We start from the raw sequence: 20733 nt of genomic DNA, 5'->3' as shown, positions 1-20733 counted from the left end.
GAACAGCGGCGGATGTTAGTCCCAGGCTCAGTGATCCCGAAAGATTTCCTGCCCGTGCGCGACCTGCCATCCGCACAGGTGCGCCGGTCGTCGGGGGTCGAGCGCGGGAAACGCACGAAGGAGATGAACAGCGTTGGGTCGCTACATGCTGCGCCGATTGGCCAACTACCTGATTCTGGTCATCGTGGCCACATCACTGGCCTACTTCCTTGCGGCCCTGAGCCTCAACCCGCGTGCGAATTTCGAGGCGCAGAAACCGCGCCCGACGACGGCGCAGATCGACGCGACCCTGAAGACCTACAACCTCGACCCGGAAACGCCCGTGGTGGTCCGCTACGCGCGTTGGGTCGACGGGATCGCGCACGGAAATCTGGGGCTGGACATCAAGGGCGGCTCGGTCGCCGACGACTTCGGCCGCAAGGTCGGCGTCAGCATCCGGCTGCTCGTCATCGCCACCATCATCGGCTCCATCGGCGGTGTGCTGGTGGGGGCCTACGGGGCGATCAAGCAGTACCGGTTCTTCGACCGATGGACCACCCTCGCCTCCTTCTTCCTGCTGGCCATGCCGGTGTTCGTGGTGGCGATCGCACTACAGATGTTCGCCGTGAACATCAACGACGCGGCGGGCTCCACGGTCATCCAGTACATCGGCGAGTACAACCCGACCCTGAGCGGCTTCTGGCCGGTGTTGATCAGTCGGCTCCAGCACCTGATCCTGCCGACCATCACCCTGACGCTGTTCCAGATCGCCCAGTACAGCCGCTACCAGCGCAACACCATGCTGGACGTGCTGGGCAGCGACTTCCTGCGCACGGCACGGGCCAAGGGCCTGCGCCGGCGCACCGCGCTGATGAAGCACGGCCTGCGCACCGCGATCCTGCCGATCGTGCCGCTGCTGGTCTACAACATCGTGCTGCTCTTCACCGGCGCCACCTTCACCGAGACCATCTTCGGCTGGCACGGCATGGGTGAGTGGCTGGTGCTGTCCATCACCACCAACGACGTCAACTCCGTCGCCGCGGTCAGCCTGTTCACCGCCGCGGTCGTCCTGGTCGCCGGCCTCCTGTCCGATCTGATCTACTCCGCGCTCGATCCGCGGGTGCGCTTCAGCTGAGCCCCGAACACCCCCCAGGGGCCCACCCGAACCGCAGCAGTGCGACCGCCCGATCAGGAGAGTGAAGAGAGATGAGCACCCAGCAGAACGTCCAGCACGAGCCGGAAGCGGACGCCACCCCGGCGCTGCTGCCCCCACGCCGCGTCGGACGCGGCCGACTGACCCTGCGCCGCTTCGCCCGCAACAAACTGGCACTGGTGGGCATCGGCATCCTGGTGCTGCTGTTCCTCTTCGCCTACCTGGGCCCGCTGGTGGACAAGTGGGGCTTCGACGACCACGACTTCGAGGCCTTCCTCGACGGACCGTCGGCCAGCCACTGGTTCGGCACCGACCAGGCCGGCACCGACATCTTCGCGCTGACCACCCGGGGCCTGCAGAAGTCGCTGATCATCGGCATCCTGGTGGGCCTCATCACGACGACCCTCGCCGCCACCCTGGGCGCCGCCGCCGGCTACTTCGGCGGCTGGGTCGACCGGGTCACCATGTGGTTCGTCGACATGCTGCTGGTCCTGCCCAGCTTCCTGATCATCGCGGTGCTCTCCCCGAGCTTCGCCAAGTCCACCTGGCTGATCCTGGTCGTCCTGCTGGCCCTGTTCAGCTGGATGATCACAGCGCGGATCGTCCGCAGCATGACGCTGACGCTGAAGGACCGTGAATTCGTCAAGGCCGCCAAGTACATGGGCGTGTCCGACATCAGGATCATCTTCCGGCACATCCTGCCCAGCATGGCCTCGCTGCTGATCATCGACGGCACCATCCAGGTCAGCCTGGCGGTCATCGGCGAGAGCTCGCTCTCCTACTTCGGCTTCGGCATCCAGCCCCCGGACGTCTCGCTGGGCACGGTCATCGCCGACGGCACCTCCTACGCCACCACCTACCAGTGGCTGTTCTGGTTCCCGGCCGGCTTCCTGGTCCTCTTCGGGCTCGCCATCGCCTTCATCGGCGACGGTCTGCGCGACGCCTACGACCCCAACTCCTCGAACGCCAAGGCCCAGGCCAAGGCGATCAAGGAGAAGGGCAAGAGCAAGGGCGACGAGTCGGACGAGGTCCCCGGACAGCGCGTCGGATCGACCGAGGTGCTGAGCCAGGCATGAGCACCGCGAGCAGCCGCGCCGGCGGCACCCCTCAAGACAGCACCACCGAGGAAGGACTCACCCCCGTGATCGAGACGAGCAAGGAGCCGGCGGCCGACCGCCACGGCGGCGTCCCGCCGCTGCTGGAGGTCTCCGACCTGCATGTCTCCTTCCCCAGCGAGGCCGGTCCGGTCAAGGCTGTGCGCGGGGTCTCCTACTCCGTCCGCCCGGGCGAGGTGCTCGGCATCGTCGGCGAGTCCGGCTCCGGGAAGTCCGTCAGCTCGATGGCCGTCCTCGGACTGCTGCCCGACAGCGCCGATGTGCGCGGCTCGATCCGGATGGACGGGCGCGAGCTGCTGGGTCTCAACGACGCCAAGATGTCGAAGATCCGCGGCAAGGACATCGCCATGGTGTTCCAGGACCCGCTGTCGGCGCTGACCCCGGTGTACTCCATCGGCACCCAGATCATCGAGGCCATCCAGGTCCACCAGGACCTGGACAAGGTGAAGGCCCGCACCCGGGCCGTCGAACTGCTCGACCTGGTCGGCATCCCGGACCCGCACCAGCGGGTGGACGCCTTCCCGCACGAGTTCTCCGGCGGTATGCGCCAGCGCGCGATGATCGCCATGGCCATCGCCAACGACCCGAAGATCATCATCGCCGACGAGCCCACCACCGCCCTGGACGTCACCATCCAGGCGCAGGTGCTGGAGGTGCTGAAGAAGGCCCAGGACGTCACCGGCGCCGCCATTGTGATGATCACTCACGACCTGGGCGTGATCGCCGGCTTCGCCGACCGGGTGATGGTGATGTACGCGGGCCGACCGGTGGAGAACGGGCCGGTGGACGAGGTCTACTACCGCCCCCGGATGCCCTACACCATCGGCCTGCTGGGCTCCATCCCGCGCGTCGACGCCGACGAGCGCCGGGCGCTGACCCCCATCGACGGCACTCCCCCGTCCATGGTCGCGCTGCCCAAGGGCTGCCCCTTCGAGGCCCGCTGCCCGATCGCGATCGACGTCTGCCGCGAGCGCGAACCCGAGCTGCTGACCGCGCCCGGGGCCAACCACCCCTCCGCCTGCCACCGCTCCAGGGAACTCGCGGAGGGCGGCGGCGAGGGCCTGCTCGACCCGGCGACCATCTACCCGATCCCGCCGCTGCCCGAGGCCCACGAGATCGAGCGGCTGCCGCGCGAGGAGCGCACCGCGGTGCTCGAGGTCGACAACCTGGTCAAGCACTTCCCACTGCTCAAGGGCGCGGTCTTCAAGCGCAAGATCGGCACGGTCAAGGCGGTGGACGGGATCACCCTGGAGATCAAGGAGGGTGAGACCCTGGGCCTGGTCGGCGAGTCCGGCTGCGGCAAGACCACCACCCTGCTGGAGATCATGGACCTGACCGGCGGTCAGGCCGGCAGCGTGACGGTCTTCGGCAAGGACGTCCGCGAGGTCAAGGGCGCCAAGGCCCGCAAGGCCCTGCGCCGGGACATGCAGATCGTCTTCCAGGACCCGATGGCCTCACTGGACGCCCGGATGCCGATCGGCGACATCCTGGCCGAGCCGCTGAAGACCCACGGCTGGGACCGCGCCAGGACCGACGCCCGCATCCCGGAACTGCTGGAGCTGGTCGGCCTCAACCCCGACCACTCCGACCGCTTCCCGCAGGAGTTCTCCGGCGGCCAGCGCCAGCGCATCAGCATCGCCAGGGCGCTCGCCCTGGAACCCAAGCTGGTGGTGCTGGACGAGCCGGTCTCCGCCCTGGACGTGTCCATCCAGGCGGGTGTGCTCAACCTGCTGGACGAGCTCAAGTCGCGGATGGGGCTCAGCTACCTCTTCGTCGCCCACGACCTCTCGGTGGTGCGCCACATCGCGGACCGGATCGCGGTGATGTACCTGGGCCGGATCGTGGAGTTGGGCGAGACCAGGAGCGTCTTCCACGAGCCCTCGCACCCCTACACCCAGGCCCTGCTCTCGGCGGTGCCGCTGCCGGACCCGCAGAAGGAGCGCGCCCGCGAGCGCATCCTGCTGACCGGCGACCTGCCGAGCCCGGCCAATGTGCCCAGCGGCTGCCGCTTCCGCAACCGCTGCCCCAAGTACCTCCAGCTCAACCCCGGCGAGCAGCAGCGCTGCGAGTCCGAGGACCCCCAGCTGCACACGCTGGCCCCGGACCACACCGCAGCCTGCCACTTCGCGGAGGCCCTGGCAGTGGTCTGACGGATCGTCCGGACCCTGCCGGTGGAAGCAAGGCGCACCACCGCAGAAGCACCACCGCATACGCACAACTGCATAGGCACCACCTACTGACAATGTCGGCTCTCGTGAGGAGACCTCCTTGAAGCACACCAGGATTCCGGTCGCGCTGGTGGCGACCATGGCCGTGGCCAGCCTCGGCCTCTCCGCCTGCAGCAGCAGCGGTGGCAGCAAGGCCGGTTCGTCGGCCAAGCCTTCCGCGACCTCGCTGGCCGCCAACACCATCAAGATCAATGCCCAGCCGCGTTCAGCCCTGAAGCAGGGTGGCACCCTCACCTGGGCCATCGACCAGTACTCCACCCAGTGGAACTACAACCAGATCAACGGCGCCGAGTACTCCACCGACGCGGTGATCGAGGCCGTCGAGCCGATCATCTTCCGGGTCGACCCGGCCACCCAGAAGGTCACGCCCAACACCAACTACCTCACCGGCATGCCCACGGTGACCACGGTGAACGGCAAGCAGACGGTCACCTACAACATCAACCCCAAGGCCAAGTGGTCCGACGGCACGGCGATCAGCTACAAGGACTTCGCCGCCCAGTGGCAGGCCCTGAACGGCAAGAACACCAAGTACCAGATCGGCAGCTCGACCGGCTACTCCAACATCACCTCCGTGGTCGCGGGCACCTCGCCGCAGCAGGTCGTGGTCACCTTCGACCAGAACTTCGGCGACTGGACCTCGCTGTTCGCGCCGCTGTACCCGGCCAGCGCGCAGAGCACCCCGGACGAGTTCAACAAGGGCTTCCTGAACAAGATCCCGGTCACCGCCGGCCCGTTCAAGATCGAGTCCATGAACGCGACCACCAGCACCGTCACGGTCGCCCGTGACCCCAACTGGTGGGGCGACCCGGCCATCCTGGACAAGATCGTCTTCCGCGCGATGACCACCGACGCGGCCGACGGCGCCTTCGCCAACGGCGAGGTCGACTACCTCAACATCGGCCCGAGCGCGGCCGGTGTGAAGCAGGCCCAGGGCCGCTCCGACGGCGAGATCCGGGAGGCCGCAGGCCCCCAGTTCCGCCACGTCACCTTCAACGCCAAGTCGCCGCTGCTGTCGGACGTCAAGGTCCGCCAGGCGCTGTTCCAGGCGATCGACCGCACCGCCATCGCCAACTCGGACCTCAAGGGTCTCGGCTGGCCGGCGCTGCTGCTCAACAACCACTTCTTCATGAACAACCAGGAGGGGTACCAGGACAACGCCGGCGTTCTCGGCAAGTACGACCCCACCGCCGCCAAGGCCGCACTGGACGCGGCCGGCTGGAAGCTGAACGGCCAGTACCGCCAGAAGGACGGCAAGACCCTTGAGCTGACCTTCGTCTACCCGGACGGCACCGCGGTCTCCAAGAACGAGAGCGTGCTGCTGCAGGCCATGTTCGCCGCCGTCGGCGTCAAGCTGGACATCAGCGCCGTGCCCTCGGACGACTTCTTCGACAAGTACGTCCAGCCCGGCAAGTTCGACCTGACCGCGTTCTCCTGGCTGGGCAACGCCTGGCCGGTCTCGTCCAACTACTCGATCTACCAGTCGCCGGTGGGCAGCAACAACTTCCAGAACTTCGCCTGGACCAGCGACCCCAACGTCGACTCCCTGATGAACAAGAGCATCGCCGACCTGGACCACACCCAGGCCATCGCCGACGCCAACGCCGCCGACAAGGCCATCTGGCAGGACGCGGGCGTCTTCCCGCTCTACCAGCGCGCCGACATCTACGGTGCCAAGAAGACCCTCGCCAACCTGGGCGCGCCCCAGGACCAGGACGAGGTCGTCTACGAGAACATCGGCTTCACCAGCTGATCCGCTTCGCGTAGCCAACGGCTGAGGCCCCCACCCCGGGTTACGGGGTGGGGGCCTCAGCCTTGCTGGAACGGGGCCGGGTCAGCCCGCGCCGACCACGTCCACGTCCTCGGCGAAGTGGCACGCGGACGCGTGCGCAGCCGGGGTGCTCTGGCCGCGGAAGACCTCGGGGACGGCCAGCAGCGGCACGTCGATCGAGCACTTCTCCTGCGCCTTCCAGCAGCGGGTGCGGAAGCGGCAGCCCGACGGCGGGTTGGCCGGCGAGGGGATGTCGCCGGAGAGCAGGATCCGCTCGCGGCCCTCGCGCCCGGACGGGTCCGGCACCGGCACCGCCGACAGCAGCGCCTGGGTGTACGGGTGCGTCGGGTGCTCGTAGATCTCCTCGTCGCTGCCGATCTCCACCATCTTGCCGAGGTACATCACGCCGACCCGGTCGGAGATGTGACGCACGATCGAGAGGTCGTGGGCGATGAACATGTAGGAGAGGTTGAACTCGTCCTGCAGCTGCTCCAGCAGGTTGATCACCTGGGCCTGCACCGAGACGTCCAGCGCCGACACCGGCTCGTCCGCGATGATCACCTCGGGCTTCAGGGCCAGGCCGCGGGCGATGCCGATGCGCTGGCGCTGGCCGCCGGAGAACTGGTGCGGGTACCGGTTGATGTACTCGGGGTTGAGCCCGACCACGTCCAGCAGGTCCTGCACCGCCTTGCGGCGGTCGCCCTTGGGGGCCACCTCGGGGTGGATCTCGAACGGCTCGCCGATGATGTCGCCCACGGTCATCCGGGGGTTCAGCGAGGTGTACGGGTCCTGGAAGACCATCTGGATGTTGCGGCGGATCGCCTTGAGCGCCCGGCCGGACGCCCTGGAGATGTCCTCGCCCTTGTAGAGCACCTGGCCTGCGGTGGCCCGCTCCAGGTTCATCAGCACCTTGGCGAGGGTCGACTTGCCGCAGCCGGACTCGCCGACGATGCCCAGGGTCTCGCCCTGGTACAGGTCGAAGGAGACGCCGTCGACGGCCTTGACCGCGCCGACCTGCTTCTTGATCAGGATGCCCTGGGTCAGCGGGAAGTGCTTCTCCAGGTCGCGGACCTGGAGGATCGGCTCGCCGCGCTCGACCGGCTTCTCGACGGCGGCCTCGATCGCTTCCTCGGCGGGCACTGAGGACACGGGGCTAGCCATGGAGAGTCTCCTTCCAGAAGTGGCAGGCGCTGCCGCGGCCGGGCAGGGCCCGCCCGTCCTGCTCGGTCACCGCGTGCAGCGGCGGCACCTCGGAGCGGCAGATGTCCTGCGCCATCGGGCAGCGCGGGTTGAAGGCGCAGCCGGACGGGATACGCAGCAGGTTCGGCGGCAGGCCCTTGATCGCGTAGAGCTCCTGGCCCTTCTGGTCCAGCCGCGGGATCGAGTCCAGCAGGCCGCGGGTGTAGGGATGGGCCGGGCGCGCGTAGAGCTCGTGCACCGGCGCGGTCTCGACGATCCGGCCCGCGTACATCACCGCGATCTTGTCCGCGACGTCGGCGACCACGCCGAGGTCGTGGGTGATCAGGATCAGGCCCATGTTGTACTCGCGCTGGAGGTCGCCCAGCAGCTCCATCACCTGGGCCTGGACGGTGACGTCCAGGGCGGTGGTGGGCTCGTCGGCGATGATCAGGTCGGGCTCCAGGGCCAGCGCCATGGCGATCATGACGCGCTGGCGCATACCGCCGGAGAACTGGTGCGGGTACTGGTTGACCCGCTCCTTCGCCCCGGGGATGCCGACCCGCTCCATCAGCTCGATGGCCTTGAGCTTGGCGTCCTTGCGGGAGCTGCCCTTGTGCACCCGGTACATCTCGCCGAGCTGGGTGCCGACGGTGTGCACCGGGTTCAGCGAGGACAGGGCGTCCTGGAAGACCATGGCCATCTGCGCGCCACGGACCTTGCGCCGCTCCTCGTTGGAGACCTTCAGCAGGTCGCGGCCCTTGAACATGATCTCGCCGCCGGTGACGAACCCGGGCGGGCTGTCCAGGATGCCCATGACGGCCTGCGAGGACACGGACTTGCCGGAACCGGACTCGCCCAGGATGGCGAGGGTCTCGCCGGCCCGGACGCTGTAGTTGACGCCGTTGACGGCCTTGGCCACGCCGTCCCTGGTGCGGAACTCCACGTGCAGGTCGCGGACCTGCAGCAGCGGGGCCTCTTCGGTGTCGCCGGTCTTCGCGCGTGCGGAGACTGCAGTGCTCACGTTTCCGCCTCTCTCAGCGAAGCTTGGGGTCGAGGGCGTCACGGACGGCGTCGCCGAGCATGATGAACGCCAGGATGGTGATGCACAGCGCGCCGGCCGGGAACAGCAGCATGTGCGGCGCGTTGCGGAAGGTGTCCGCCGCCGCCGAGATGTCGATGCCCCAGGAGACGGTCGGCGGCTTCAGGCCGACGCCGAGGTAGGACAGCGTCGCCTCCAGGGAGATGTAGGTACCCAGGGCGATGGTCGACACCACGATGATCGGGGCGAGGGCGTTCGGCATGATGTGCCGGAGCAGCATCCTGCTGTTGCTGGCCCCCAGCGCCTGCGCCGCGGTGACGTAGTCCTGCTGCTTGGCGGTGATCACCGCGCCTCGGGCGATGCGCGCGATCTGCGGCCAGCCGAGCACCACGATGAACCCGACCACGACCCAGATCGACTGGCTCGGGATGACGGACAGGAAGACCAGTCCACCGAGCAGGATCGGGATGCCGAAGAAGATGTCGGCGATCCGGGAGATGATCGCGTCGATCCAGCCCCCGAAGAAGCCGGCCAGGCCGCCCATCAGGGTGCCCAGCAGCGCCGAGCCCGCGGTGGCGAACACGCCGACGGTGATGGAGGCCCGGGCGCCGTGGATGGTGCGGGCGTAGACGTCGCAGCCCTGGGTGTCGAAGCCGAACGGGTGCCCGGAGGTGGGCCCCAGCTGCGACTTGGAGAGGTCGCAGGTCAGCGGGCTGGTGGAGGTGAACAGTCCGGGCCAGATCGCCACCAGTACCAGGAAGACGATCAGCACACCGGAGATCAGGAAGACCGGGTTGCGGCGCAGTTCGCGCCAGGCGTCCTGCCACAGGCTGCGGGCCACCTCGCGGTCCACCACCGAGACGGCCTCGGCCGACTGCGGCGGGGTGTGCGAGAGGTCCTCCTTCTCCAGCAGCGGCTGGGCTCCCATCGCCCCCAGGGTGGGGGTCTCCGGGAAGGCGCTGGAGAGCTCGGTGCTGGAGTCCTCGGGGACGCCGGCGGGCTTGTTCGGCTGCTGGTCAGGCATAACGGATCCTCGGGTCCAGGACCGCGTAGAGCAGGTCGACGAGCAGGTTGGCCAGGAGGTAGACCACGACCAGGATGGTCACGAAGCCCACCACGGTCGGGGTGTTCTGGCGGAGGATGCCCTGGTAGAGCCAGTAGCCGACACCCTGGATGTTGAAGATGCGCTCGGTGACCAGCGCGCCGCCCATCAGGGCGCCGAGGTCGGTACCGAGGAAGGTGATCACCGGGATCAGCGAGTTGCGCAGCAGGTGGTGGGTGACCACCCGCCACCGCGGCAGGCCCTTGGCCGTCGCGGTGCGGACGTAGTCGGCCTTGCTGTTCTCGGCGACGGTGGTCCGGGTCAGCCGGGCCACGTAGGCCAGCGAGACCGAGGCGAGCACGAAGCCGGGCAGGATCAGGTCGCCGATCGGGGCGCCGTAGCCCACCGTGGCGTTGGTGATGCCCCACTTCACGCCGAACAGGTACTGCAGCACGTAACCGATGACGAAGACCGGGATCGAGATGACGATCAGGGTCATCACCATCACCAGGGTGTCCACGGACTTGCCCCGGCGCAGGCCGCTGAGCAGCCCGAGCCCGATGCCGAGCACCACCTCGATGGTGAAGGCCACGGCGGTGAGCTTGAGCGTGGTGGGGTAGGCGGAGGCCAGGAGCGCGGTGACTTGCTGCCCGCTGAAGGTGGTTCCGAGGTCCCCGGTGAAGATGCCCTTCATGTAGTGCAGGTACTGCACCCACAGGGGGTCGTTCAGGCCGAGGGAGTCACGGATCTGCGCCGCCACCGCCGGAGACGGTGCCTTGTCTCCGAACAGCGCGTTCACGGGGTCGCCGAGGGCGTGCACCATCGCGAAGATGATGAAAGTGGTCCCGATGAAGACCGGGATCATCTGGAGCAGTCGTCTGATGACGTAGCGCCCCATGAAACCTCCAGGGAGTCGGCCGGGCGGCAGGTCGGAACCCTGTGGGGTCCGGCCGCCGCCCGGCGTCGTCTAAGCAGCTGTCAGGGTGTGCGGACGACTACTTGACGGTGATGTCGGTGTAGACCGGGACGCTGAAGGGGTCCAGCGTCACATTGTCGACCTTCGAGGACCAGCCCACCGTGCCGTTCTGGTACCACAGCGGGATCGCCGGCAGGTCGGTGATGAGCAGCTTCTCGGCGGACTGGAAGTCCTGGACGGCCTTGGTGGTGTCGCTCTCCGCGTTGGCCTGGTTGACCAGCGCGTCGAACTGCGCGTTGCTGTAGTGCGCGTCGTTGGAGCCGCCGGTGGTGGTGTACAGCGGCTGCAGGAAGTCCTGGATCAGCGGGTAGTCCATCTGCCATCCGGTGCGGAAGGCGCTGGTCATCTGCTTGTTGGTGACCTGGTTGCGGAAGTCGGCGAAGGTGCCGACCGGCTTGCCGACGCAGGCCTTGGTGTTGCCCAGGGCGTTGTTGATGCTGTTGCAGACCGCGTCCACCCACTCCTTGTGCGGACCGTCGGCGTTGTAGCTGATGGTCAGCTGGCCGCCGGGGATGCCGCCGCCCTGGGCGACGAGCTCCTTGGCCTTGGTGGGGTTGTAGGTGCAGACGTCGCCGCACAGGCCGGACTTGTAGCCACCGGCCTCGCCGAGCACCGGGGAGGTCCAGTCGGTGGCCGGGGTGCGGGTGTTGTCGAAGATCGTCTTGGTGATGGTGTCGCGGTCGATCGCCATCGAGATGCCCTGGCGGACCAGCTTGGCGCCCGCGGTGTTCCAGTTGGCCTGGTACATCGGGAACGAGATGGTCTGGATGATGCCGGCCGGCTCGTTCAGGAAGCGGCCGTTCAGGTCGGTCTTGATGGTCTTCAGCGCGGCGTTCGGCACGCCGTTGTCGACGTCGAGGTTGCCGGACTGCAGGTCCGCGTAGGCCGCGTTGGTGTCGGTGTAGACCTTGAGGGTCACCCCGCCGTTCTTCGGCTTGTTGGTGCCGCTGTAGTCGGCGTTGGGGACCAGCTTCATCTGCTGGCTCTTGGTCCAGGAGTCGATCTTGTAGGGACCGTCACCGATCGGCTTGTTCAGGAACGCGGCGTGGTCCGTGTAGAACGAGGCCGGCAGCGGGTAGTACGCCGTGTAGCCCAGGGTCTGCGGCCAGGTGGAGAACTTCTGCGACAGCTTCACCGTGAAGGTGCTGTCGTCCACGACCTTCAGCCCGGACATGGTCTTGGCGGTCGGGTTGCCGCTCGCCGGGGCGACGGCGTTGTAGCCGTCGATGTAGGAGAAGAAGCTGCTGTTGACCTGCTTGTTGGTGGACAGCGCGCCGTAGTTCCAGGCGTCCACGAAGGACTTCGCGGTGACCGGGGTGCCGTCGCTGAACTTCCAGCCGGACTTCAGCTTGACGGTCCAGTTCTGCTGGTCCGTGGAGGTGATCGAGTCCGCGACCGCGTTCTCCGCCTTGCTGGTCTTGGGGTCGTACTGGACCAGGCCCGTCATGATCATGTCGAGGACGGCGCCGCCGTTGACCTCGTTGGTGTTCGCGGGCTCCAGCGGGTTCTGCGGGTCACCCCACCATGCGTTCACGACGCCGTTGGCGTTCGTTCCACCGGAGCTGCCGGAGCTGCTACTGCTGCTGCAGGCGGTGGCCGCAAGGGCGATGGCGATCGCTCCGGCGGCGAACTTGACTCGCGTGGCTCCACGCATGGACGTGCCTCCTCAGACGTGCTGTGCAGTCGTACCGTGCGCCCGGCGCCCACCCCTGGGAGCCCTGCGCTCTGTCGCTCGCGGGCCCGCGCCGTGGGACGCGAGACCCGGTGACCCGAGCGTCGTGATTCCTACTATCTGTCACCGTCAGAGATGCCTGTGACCAAATTAGATTTCGGTTTGATCACACGCCTGTGACTCATATCTCGCAACCCGGGCGTGTCCAGGTGGGTGCAAGGAGCCATCAAACGGACACCTTTATCCGCCCATACGCATCCTGTCACCGATATCCGTACCATCCGGGACTGACACTCGGCCTGAGGGCAACTACTCAGTGTGATGAACGGACGGCGTGAAAAAGCCGCCGCCCCGCCCTGGAGGGGGCGGGGCGGCGGCCGGGTGCCGCTCGGGTCGTACCGGGTCCTAAGCGGTGCTGCGGGGTGCTGCGGGTGCGTCAGGCCTTGGCGCGGCCGCGCTGGCGGCCACGGGTCTGCGCGTCCAGGACCACCTTGCGGATGCGCACGGTCTCCGGGGTGACCTCGATGCACTCGTCCTCGCGGCAGAACTCCAGCGACTGCTCCAGCGAGAGCTTGCGCGGCGGCACCAGGTTCTCCGTGGTGTCGGAGGAGGCGGCGCGCATGTTGGTGAGCTTCTTCTCCTTGGTGATGTTGACGTCCATGTCGTCGGCGCGGGAGTTCTCGCCGATGATCATGCCCTCGTACACCTCGGTGGTGGGCTCGACGAAGATCACGCCGCGCTCCTGCAGGCCCATCATCGCGAACGGCGTCACCACGCCGGCCCGGTCGGCGACCAGCGAGCCGTTGTTGCGCATCCGGATCTCGCCGAACCACGGCTCGTGGCCCTCGAAGATGCTGTGCGCGATACCGGTGCCGCGGGTGTCGGTGAGGAACTGGGTGCGGAAGCCGATCAGGCCGCGGGAGGGGACGATGAACTCCATCCGGACCCAGCCCGAGCCGTGGTTGGTCATGGTCTCCATCCGGCCCTTGCGGGTCGCCATGAGCTGCGTGATCGCGCCCAGGTACTCCTCGGGGGAGTCGATGGTCATCCGCTCGACCGGCTCGTGCAGCTTGCCGTTGATGGTCTTGGTGACCACCTGCGGCTTGCCGACGGTCAGCTCGAAGAGCTCCCGGCGCATGGTCTCCACCAGGATCGCCAGCGCCAGCTCGCCGCGGCCCTGGACCTCCCAGGCGTCCGGGCGCTCGGTCGGCAGCACCCGGAGCGAGACGTTGCCGATCAGCTCGCGGTCCAGCCGGTCCTTCACCATCCGGGCGGTGACCTTGTGGCCCTTGCCGCCCTTGCCGACCAGCGGCGAGGTGTTGGTGCCGATGGTCATCGAGATGGCCGGCTCGTCGACCGTGATCAGCGGCAGCGCGATCGGGTTCTCCAGGTCGGCCAGGGTCTCGCCGATCATGATGTCCGGGATGCCGGCGATGGCGCAGATGTCGCCGGGGCCGGCCAGGTCGGCCGGCTTGCGGGTGAGCGCCTCGGTCATCAGCAGCTCGGTGACCTTGACCTGCTTGATGGTGCCGTCCCGCTGGATCCAGGCGACCTGCTGGCCCTTGCGGAGCTCGCCCTCCTCGACCCGGCAGAGCGCGATGCGGCCGAGGAAGTTGTCCGCGTCCAGGTTGGTGACGTGCGCCTGGAGCGGGGCGCCCTCGGTGTAGGTGGGGGCCGGGACCGACGCCAGGATGGTGGAGAAGAACGGCTCCAGGTTCTCGCTGTCCGCCGGGACGGTGCCGTTCTCCGGCTTGGTCAGCGAGGCGACGCCGTCACGGGCGCAGGCGTAGACGATCGGGAACTCGATCTGCTCCTCGGTCGCGTCCAGGTCCAGGAACAGGTCGTAGGTCTCGTTGATGACCTCGTCGATCCGCGAGTCCGGACGGTCCGTCTTGTTGATGCACAGGATGACCGGCAGGTTCGCGGTCAGCGCCTTGCGCAGCACGAAGCGGGTCTGCGGCAGCGGACCCTCGGAGGCGTCGACCAGCAGCACGACGGCGTCGACCATGGACAGGCCGCGCTCGACCTCGCCACCGAAGTCGGCGTGGCCGGGGGTGTCGATGATGTTGATGGTCACCACGTCGCCGCCACCCTTGGGGTGGTACTTGACCGCGGTGTTCTTGGCGAGAATGGTGATGCCCTTCTCGCGCTCCAGGTCGTTGGAGTCCATCATGCGGTCGTCGAGGTGCTGGTGAGCGGCGAACGCACCCGCCTGCTTCAGCATGGCATCGACCAGCGTGGTCTTGCCGTGGTCGACGTGGGCGACGATGGCGACGTTTCGGATGTCATTACGCGTGGGCATACGGGGGTGAATCTCCCGGGTCGTGGGGCGTGGTAACCGATGCGCAAATGCGCCGACCCTCCCGAGTCGTTCGCGCCACCTGCCGCCGGGCCACCTGCCGGGCACCACATGCCACGGCTTACCTCCATGGTACGGGGCCGCGCGCGGTCGCACCGCCCGCGCCCCCGCGACGCGGGTCACAACTCCGGATCGCCCCGCAGCCGGCCGCGCCCTCAGTGCCCGGTGAAGCCGAGGTCCTGGAAGTGCGGGGCGGTGAAGCCGAAGGCGCCGGCGTTGGCGACGCCGGTGCGTACGGCGACCAGCTGCGGGCGCTGGAACAGCGGCAGCGAGGGGGCCTCCTGCCAGATCCGGGTGTCCGCCTCGGTGGTCAGCCGGGCCGCCTCGGACGGGTCCAGGGCGGCGGCGGCCTTCGCCAGCAGCTGGTCCACCTCGTCCGTCCCGGTGGCGGAGAGGTTCTGACCGTTGTTCAGCGAGCCGTCCGGCTGCACCGCCGGCTTGGCGTAGAGCGGGAGCTCGTCGGCGACCGGGAAGGCGGCGGCCGGCCAGGAGAACAGGGCCAGGTCGAAGGAGCCGGCCGCGACGTGGTCGGCGAAGAAGGAGTCACCGGCGACGGTCACCGTGCGCAGCGGCACCCCGATCCTGCCCAGCTGGTCCGTGAGCAGCTTCGCCACCTGGACGTCCTCGGCGGAACCGGTGCGGATGAGCAGGGTGAGGCCGAGCGGACGGCCGTCCTTGGTGCGGACCGGTGCGGCGCCGGGCGCCCGGTGCGCCGCGTCGCCGGCCGGTGCCGCGGCCAGGTGCCAGCCGGCCGCGTCCAGGTGGCGGGTGGCGTTGTCGGCGCCGGGGGCCAGCGCGGAGCTGTCGTCCTCGTAGCCGTGCTGGTCGGCCATGACCAGGTGGTTGCCGAGCGGCAGCACCGGCAGGCCCAGCGGCTTGAGCACGGCCTCGGCGATCGCGGTGCGGTCCACCGCCTGGGCGACGGCCCGGCGCAGGTCCGGGTCGGCCAGCGGGCCGCTGCCGCCGTTGAGGGTGAGCTGCAGGAAGGCGGGGGCCGAGGCCCGGTGCAGGACGGTGCCGGGCACCGAGGCGGCCTGGGCGACCGGGGTGCCGTCCTCGACCGCGCGGCTGAGGTCGGCGACGTCCAGCTTTCCGGCCCGCAGCGCGGCCAGGCGGGTGTCCGGGGCCGCCGGGGTGAAGGCGATGGCGTCGAGCTTGGCCGGGGCGCCCCACCAGCGCGGGTTGCGGACCGCGGTGACCGCGGCGCCGTCCAGCGCCTTCAGATCCTTGAGGCCGCTGAGCGTGAAGGGGCCGGAGTCGGCGGCCAGACGGGTCCGCGAGCCGTCGTTGAAGGCGTCGGCGGTGCCGGTCGCCGCGGCCGGGTAGAGCGGGGTGAACAGGCCCTTCCAGGCCGCGTACGGCTTGGCGAAGACCACCTTGACGTCGTGCGGTCCCGCTCCCTGGCTCACCGAGGAGATGCTGTCGTAGCCGTCGGTGCGGGCGGTCCAGTACGCCGAGCTCCGGCCGTTCAGGGCCTGCCACTGGGCGGCGAAGTCGGCCGCCGAGAGCGGCTTGCCGTCGCTCCAGACCGCCTTGGGGTTGAGGTGGTAGACGATCGTCTGCGGCTGCTGGGAGGTCTGCTCGACGCCGGTGAGGTAGTCCGGGTCCGGGGTGGCGTCGGCGTGCTGGTCCAGGGTGAACAGGGTCGGCAGCACGGCCTCGGCCAGCAGCGCGGTGTCCGGGGTGGCGTCGGCCTGGAAGGTGTTCAGCGTGGTCGGCTCGGCGTCCAGGGCCCAGCGCAGGGTGCCCCCGGTGCTGACCTTGGCCCGGTCCGCGGAGGAGAGGTCCGAGGCCTTGGGCGCGGGGCCGCCGCCGGAGCAGGCGGCCAGCACGACGCCCAGGGCGGCGGCGCCGACGACGGCGAGGGTCCCGTACGGGCGGGGGTGGGACTGGGGCACAGGGACCTCCGCGCGTGTGCATATAGGCACATCTGATGGCTTTTCTGACCTTCCGCCCCCTACTGAAGAACAAACGCCGCCGCTGACCCCTTCGACACGGCTGCGCGGAGCCGAACGGTCACCCGTTCGGGGCAGCGGTCGCAGTGCGCGCCGGGCGTGCAGACGGGGGCCGCGACCAGGAATTCCCGCCAATCCGCCGCCAATCCCGTTCAAGGTCTTCCCAGCGGCCGGTGATCGGAGCCACACTCGCTTGCGCACGACTGGCTGACGAAACATCAGAAACCTTGATCAGGCCGGAGCTTGATCAGACAGTGAAGTGCGGAGGTGGCTCTGCCATGCCCCCAGCCACGCCCTCGACCACAGTCGGGCAGCTGGCCGAGGCCAGCCGCTGCCTGGAGGAACTCGACCGGGCGCTCAGCGACTCCCGGCTGCGGCTCGGCGGCGGACTCGACGTCCGCCGGGTCCGCACCGACCTGGTCCACCTGCGGGAGAGCCTGGCGCTGCTGTCCGCGGCCGTCGCCGAGGGCGCCGAGGCCCCGCCCGGGTCGGCGCGCATCCCGCGCCCCGGTGTGGTCGAGATTCCCGACACGCCGTACGACCCGGCGATGTGGCGCGACGCCGACGACGAGGGCATCGGCTGCCGCCACCGCTGAACCGGGCCCCTGCGGCCCGACATACTGGAGGAAGAAACCCGCGTGACCACCGAGATCCGGCCCCCGCAGCAGCCGGGAGAACCGCAGAGCGCAGCAGCACCGTCGGGCCCGGCGCCGGGACGGGGGGTCCACTCCCCCGGACGAGCCGCCATCGCCGCCCGCCATCTGCGCACCGACCGCTGGTGGGCCTCCCCGGCCCTCACCGGGTTCGGCCTGCTGGCCTTCATCGGCTACTCCACCTGGCGGGCCTTCTTCGGGCTGCACACCGCCTATGCGGCCCCCTACGTTTCGCCCTTCTACTCGCCCTGCCTGGCCGCCAACTGCCCGGCCATGAAGTCCGGCGCCGACTGGGCGCTGTTCGGCAGCTGGTGGCAGCTCTCCCCGGCGCTGATCGTGCTGATCTTCCCGCTGGGCTTCCGGCTGACCTGCTACTACTACCGCAAGGCCTACTACCGCGCGTTCTGGTCCTCACCGCCTGCCTGCGCGGTCGCCGAACCGCACGCCTCCTACAGCGGCGAGACCCGGTTCCCGCTGATCCTGCAGAACATCCACCGCTACTTCTTCTACTTCGCGATCGTGGTCGCCGGGATCCTGACCTACGACGCGGTGCTGGCCTGGCGCAACCCGGCCGGGCAGTGGGGGCACGCCGGCGTCGGCACCCTGGTGCTGCTCGCCAACATCGTGCTGATCTGGGCGTACACCCTCTCCTGCCACTCCTGCCGGCACATCGTCGGCGGCCGGCTGCGGCACTTCTCCAAGCACCCGGTCCGCTACCGGATGTGGAACCTGGTCGGGAAGCTGAACGCCCGACACATGCAGCTCGCCTGGGCCTCGCTGATCAGCGTCGGGGTCGCCGACCTGTACGTCTACCTGCTCGCCAGCGGTGCCTTCACCGACCCGCGCATCTTCTAGAGGGATACCCAGAGACATGACCGAGGTGGAGCGCCACACGTACGACGTGGTCGTGGTCGGAGCCGGGGGCGCCGGGCTGCGTGCTGCGATCGAGGCCCGCGAGCAGGGGATGCGGACCGCGATCATCTGCAAGTCGCTGTTCGGCAAGGCCCACACCGTGATGGCCGAGGGCGGCATCGCCGCCAGCATGGGCAACGTCAACTCCGACGACAACTGGCAGACGCACTTCCGCGACACCATGCGCGGCGGGAAGTTCCTGAACCACTGGCGGATGGCCGAGCTGCACGCCCAGGAGGCCCCGGACCGGGTCTGGGAGCTGGAGACCTGGGGCGCGCTGTTCGACCGCACCAAGGACGGCCGGATCTCCCAGCGCAACTTCGGCGGCCACGAGTACCCCCGGCTGGCGCACGTCGGCGACCGGACCGGGCTCGAACTGATCCGCACCCTGCAGCAGAAGGTGGTCTCGCTGCAGCAGGAGGACTTCAAGGAGTACGGCGACTACGAGGCCCGGATCCGGGTCTTCCAGGAGTACACCGTGACCAGGGTGCTCAAGGGCCGCAGCGCCCGCGGCGAGGACCGGGTCAGTGGGATCTTCGGCTACCAGCGCGAGTCCGGCCGCTTCTTCACCGTCGAGGCGCCGGCGGTGGTGCTGGCCACCGGCGGCATCGGCAAGTCCTTCAAGGTGACCTCCAACTCCTGGGAGTACACCGGGGACGGCCATGCGCTGGCGCTGCTGGCCGGGGCGACCCTGGTGAACATGGAGTTCGTCCAGTTCCATCCCACCGGGATGGTCTGGCCGCCGTCGGTGAAGGGCATCCTGGTCACCGAGTCGGTCCGGGGCGACGGCGGGGTGCTGCGCAACAGCGAGGGCAAGCGCTTCATGTTCGACTACATCCCGGACGTCTTCCGGGAGAAGTACGCCGAGACCGAGGCCGAGGGCGACCGCTGGTACGCCGACCAGGCCAACAACCGGCGCCCGCCGGAGCTGCTGCCCAGGGACGAGGTGGCCCGCGCCATCAACTCCGAGGTCAAGGCCGGCCGCGGCACCCCGCACGGCGGGGTCTACCTGGACGTCTCCACCCGGCTCCCGGCCGAGGAGATCCGGCGCCGGCTGCCGTCGATGCACCACCAGTTCAAGGAGCTGGCGGACGTCGACATCACCGCCGAGCCGATGGAGGTCGGACCGACCTGCCACTACGTCATGGGCGGGGTCGAGGTCGACCCGGACACCGCGGCCGCGTCGGTGCCCGGGCTCTACGCGGCCGGCGAGGTGGCCGGGGGGATGCACGGCTCCAACCGGCTCGGCGGCAACTCGCTCTCCGACCTGCTGGTCTTCGGCCGCCGGGCCGGGCTGCACGCCTCGCTCTACGCGGCCGCGCTGGCCGAGCGGCCCGAGCTGGACCAGGAGCAGATCACCGCGGCGGCGGCCGAGGCGCTCAACCCCTTCGAGGGCGCGGAGGTCGACGGCCCGCCGGAGAACCCGTACACCGTGCACCAGGAGCTCCAGCAGACCATGAACGACCTGGTCGGCATCATCCGCCGGGAGGCGGAGGTGGCCGAGGCGCTGCAGCGGCTGGTCGGGCTGCGGGAACGGGCCGAGCGCGCCGTGGTCGAGGGCCACCGGCAGTTCAACCCGGGCTGGCACCTCGCGCTGGACCTGCGCAACATGCTGCTGGTCTCCGAGTGCGTCGCCCGGGCCGCGCTGGAGCGCACCGAGAGCCGGGGCGGCCACACCCGCGAGGACCACCCGGAGATGGACAGCGCCTGGCGCAAGGTCAACCTGATCTGCTCGCTGGCGGAGAAGGACGGCTCGGACGGGCAGATCGCCCTGGTGCACAAGGACAACCCGCCGATCAGGCCGGACCTGCTGGCGCTGTTCGAGACCTCGGAACTGAAGAAGTACCTGACCGAGGGCGAGCTGCCGTCGGCCGCCATCCCCGAACAACGCAGTGCTGGACAGGACGCCGACGTACCGGACGGAGCCGAGCAGTGAGCTACCAGGCCAACTTCCGCGTGTGGCGCGGCGACTCCTCGGGCGGCAGCCTGGAGCCGTACCAGGTGGAGGTCAACGAGGGCGAGGTGGTGCTGGACATCGTGCACCGGCTGCAGGCCACCCAGGCCCCCGACCTCGCGGTCCGCTGGAACTGCAAGGCCGGCAAGTGCGGGTCCTGCAGCGCCGAGGTCAACGGGCGGCCCCGGCTGCTGTGCATGACCCGGATGTCCACGCTGCCGGCGGACGAACCGGTGACCATCACCCCGATGCGGACCTTCCCGGTGCTGCGGGACCTGGTGACGGACGTCTCCTTCAACTACACCAAGGCGCGGGAGGTGCCCTCCTTCGTCCCGCCGCCGGACCTGAAGCCGGGTCAGTACCGGATGCAGCAGGAGGATGTGAACCGGTCGCAGGAGTTCCGCAAGTGCATCGAGTGCTTCCTCTGCCAGAACACCTGCCATGTGGTCCGCGACCACGAGGAGAACAAGCCGGCCTTCTCCGGACCGCGGTTCCTCATGCGAGTGGCGGAGCTGGACATGCACCCGCTGGACGCCGCGGCGGAGGGCGGGCTGGACCGGAAGCGGTCGGCCCAGGAGGAGCACGGGTTGGGGATGTGCAACATCACCAAGTGCTGCACGGAGGTGTGCCCGGAGCACATCAAGATCACCGACAATGCGCTCATTCCGTTGAAGGAACGGGCGGTTGACCGGAAGTACGATCCCTTGGTCTGGCTGGGGTCGAAGATCCTCCGTCGCGCCAACTAG

General features: G+C 68.9%; 15 protein-coding genes. 8 read left to right on the top strand and 7 right to left on the bottom strand.

The window, feature by feature from the left end; genetic code table 11:
- Positions 1-133: 133 nt before the first annotated feature.
- The 4 genes from ABUW04_RS30085 (at position 134) to ABUW04_RS30070 (ending at position 6228) form a co-directional block, all read left to right on the top strand.
- A complete protein-coding gene (locus tag ABUW04_RS30085) occupies positions 134-1114 on the top strand; it encodes an ABC transporter permease (protein WP_157623866.1) in 981 nt (326 codons plus the stop codon).
- Between the two features lie 71 nt (positions 1115-1185).
- The gene (locus tag ABUW04_RS30080) at positions 1186-2208 is read left to right on the top strand and encodes an ABC transporter permease (RefSeq protein WP_084714751.1); all 1023 of its coding nucleotides are present in this window, start codon (positions 1186-1188) and stop codon (positions 2206-2208) included.
- On the top strand, positions 2205-4397 hold the full coding sequence (locus ABUW04_RS30075) for an ABC transporter ATP-binding protein (RefSeq protein WP_380567591.1): 2193 nt from the start codon (positions 2205-2207) through the stop codon (positions 4395-4397). The genes ABUW04_RS30080 and ABUW04_RS30075 overlap by 4 nt, the downstream gene beginning before the upstream one ends.
- Before the next feature lie 118 nt (positions 4398-4515).
- The gene (locus ABUW04_RS30070; protein WP_380567590.1) at positions 4516-6228 is read left to right on the top strand and encodes an ABC transporter family substrate-binding protein; all 1713 of its coding nucleotides are present in this window, start codon (positions 4516-4518) and stop codon (positions 6226-6228) included.
- Positions 6229-6309: 81 nt separating this feature from the next.
- On the opposite strand, the gene ABUW04_RS30065 is transcribed toward ABUW04_RS30070, so the two are convergent.
- From ABUW04_RS30065 to ABUW04_RS30035, 7 genes are all read right to left on the bottom strand, one after another.
- Positions 6310-7407, bottom strand: a complete 1098-nt coding sequence (locus ABUW04_RS30065) for an ABC transporter ATP-binding protein (protein ID WP_030257736.1) — start codon at positions 7405-7407, stop codon at positions 6310-6312.
- Positions 7400-8446 carry an ABC transporter ATP-binding protein gene (locus tag ABUW04_RS30060; RefSeq protein ID WP_380567589.1) on the bottom strand — a complete coding sequence of 349 codons (1047 nt, stop codon included), beginning with the start codon at positions 8444-8446 and terminating at the stop codon, positions 7400-7402. The genes ABUW04_RS30065 and ABUW04_RS30060 overlap by 8 nt, the downstream gene beginning before the upstream one ends.
- A 13-nt stretch (positions 8447-8459) precedes the next feature.
- On the bottom strand, positions 8460-9488 hold the full coding sequence (locus tag ABUW04_RS30055) for an ABC transporter permease (protein ID WP_084714755.1): 1029 nt from the start codon (positions 9486-9488) through the stop codon (positions 8460-8462).
- Positions 9481-10404 carry an ABC transporter permease gene (locus ABUW04_RS30050; RefSeq protein WP_030257744.1) on the bottom strand — a complete coding sequence of 308 codons (924 nt, stop codon included), beginning with the start codon at positions 10402-10404 and terminating at the stop codon, positions 9481-9483. Before ABUW04_RS30050 ends, ABUW04_RS30055 begins: the two co-directional genes overlap by 8 nt.
- Positions 10405-10501: 97 nt before the next feature.
- Positions 10502-12136, bottom strand: coding sequence for a peptide ABC transporter substrate-binding protein (locus ABUW04_RS30045; protein ID WP_380567587.1), 1635 nt, complete (start codon positions 12134-12136; stop codon positions 10502-10504).
- A 454-nt stretch (positions 12137-12590) separates the two neighbouring features.
- A complete protein-coding gene (gene typA / locus ABUW04_RS30040) occupies positions 12591-14456 on the bottom strand; it encodes a translational GTPase TypA (protein ID WP_030257747.1) in 1866 nt (621 codons plus the stop codon).
- Between the two features lie 212 nt (positions 14457-14668).
- Positions 14669-16411 carry an ABC transporter family substrate-binding protein gene (locus ABUW04_RS30035; protein ID WP_380567585.1) on the bottom strand — a complete coding sequence of 581 codons (1743 nt, stop codon included), beginning with the start codon at positions 16409-16411 and terminating at the stop codon, positions 14669-14671.
- A 335-nt stretch (positions 16412-16746) separates the two neighbouring features.
- Between ABUW04_RS30035 and ABUW04_RS30030 the strand changes: the two genes are divergently transcribed.
- The 4 genes from ABUW04_RS30030 to ABUW04_RS30015 are packed head-to-tail and all read left to right on the top strand — an operon-like array spanning position 16747 to position 20733.
- Complete coding sequence (locus ABUW04_RS30030) at positions 16747-17064, top strand: hypothetical protein (protein WP_051725660.1); 318 nt, start codon at positions 16747-16749, stop codon at positions 17062-17064.
- Between the two features lie 42 nt (positions 17065-17106).
- Positions 17107-17976, top strand: a complete 870-nt coding sequence (locus ABUW04_RS30025; protein ID WP_380521451.1) for a hypothetical protein — start codon at positions 17107-17109, stop codon at positions 17974-17976.
- Positions 17977-17992: 16 nt separating this feature from the next.
- Entirely contained in the window at positions 17993-19969 is a 1977-nt protein-coding gene (locus tag ABUW04_RS30020) for a fumarate reductase/succinate dehydrogenase flavoprotein subunit (protein ID WP_380567584.1), read from the top strand.
- Positions 19966-20733, top strand: a complete 768-nt coding sequence (locus tag ABUW04_RS30015) for a succinate dehydrogenase/fumarate reductase iron-sulfur subunit (protein ID WP_380567582.1) — start codon at positions 19966-19968, stop codon at positions 20731-20733. Before ABUW04_RS30020 ends, ABUW04_RS30015 begins: the two co-directional genes overlap by 4 nt.

It is taken from the genome of Streptacidiphilus jeojiensis (genome assembly GCF_042510965.1).
GTDB classification, from domain to species: Bacteria; Actinomycetota; Actinomycetes; order Streptomycetales; family Streptomycetaceae; genus Streptacidiphilus; species Streptacidiphilus jeojiensis.
This window is presented reverse-complemented; position numbering and strand designations above follow the sequence as displayed.